At 71.1% G+C, this 544-nt stretch carries 1 pseudogene; it reads left to right on the forward strand.

Annotated features, from left to right (window positions below):
- Positions 1-443, forward strand: a pseudogene (locus LPA54_RS36070) (hypothetical protein); the annotation flags it as partial.
- Positions 444-544: the final 101 nt, after the last annotated feature.

Below are 544 nucleotides of genomic sequence, written 5' to 3' on the forward strand. Positions count from 1 at the left end.
ACAAGAAGGGCCCGACGGCGGACACCAAGGACTGCGCGTCCGCGGCGAAGGCCACGCTCCCCAAGGTCCTCACCGGCAACGACTGCACGCGGCTGATCCGCGTCACCTACAGCCGGGACGGCGTGGCGGTCACGGTCGGCGTGGCGGTCTTCGCGACCGAGGCGCAGGCGACGAAGGCCAAGCAGCAGGCGGACGCCAAAAGCATCGTCAAGTCGCTGTCCGGGGGCGGGGTGAAGGACTTCTGCGTCGGCGCGGTCTGCCGCTCCACCACCAACGCCTACGGCCGCTACGCCTACTTCACGCTGGCCGGCTTCACCAGTGGCAAGGACGTGACGGAGAAGGACAAGGCCGTCTTCAAGACCGGCGACGACCTCCAGGAGTTCACGTACCGTCAGATCCGGCGCAGGGGCGAGGCGCAGGCGTCGGCGGCGGCGGTCGGCTGACCCCGCCGACCGGAGCGCGTCAGCAGCAGCCGGCCGACGGCAGCGTCCGCTTGTTGCGCGCCTCGGCGCTGCGGGCCGCGAGGAGTTCGTCGGCCGGGTAG

The sequence above is a fragment of the Streptomyces sp. DH12 genome (genome assembly GCF_020873895.1).
GTDB lineage: Bacteria > Actinomycetota > Actinomycetes > Streptomycetales > Streptomycetaceae > Streptomyces.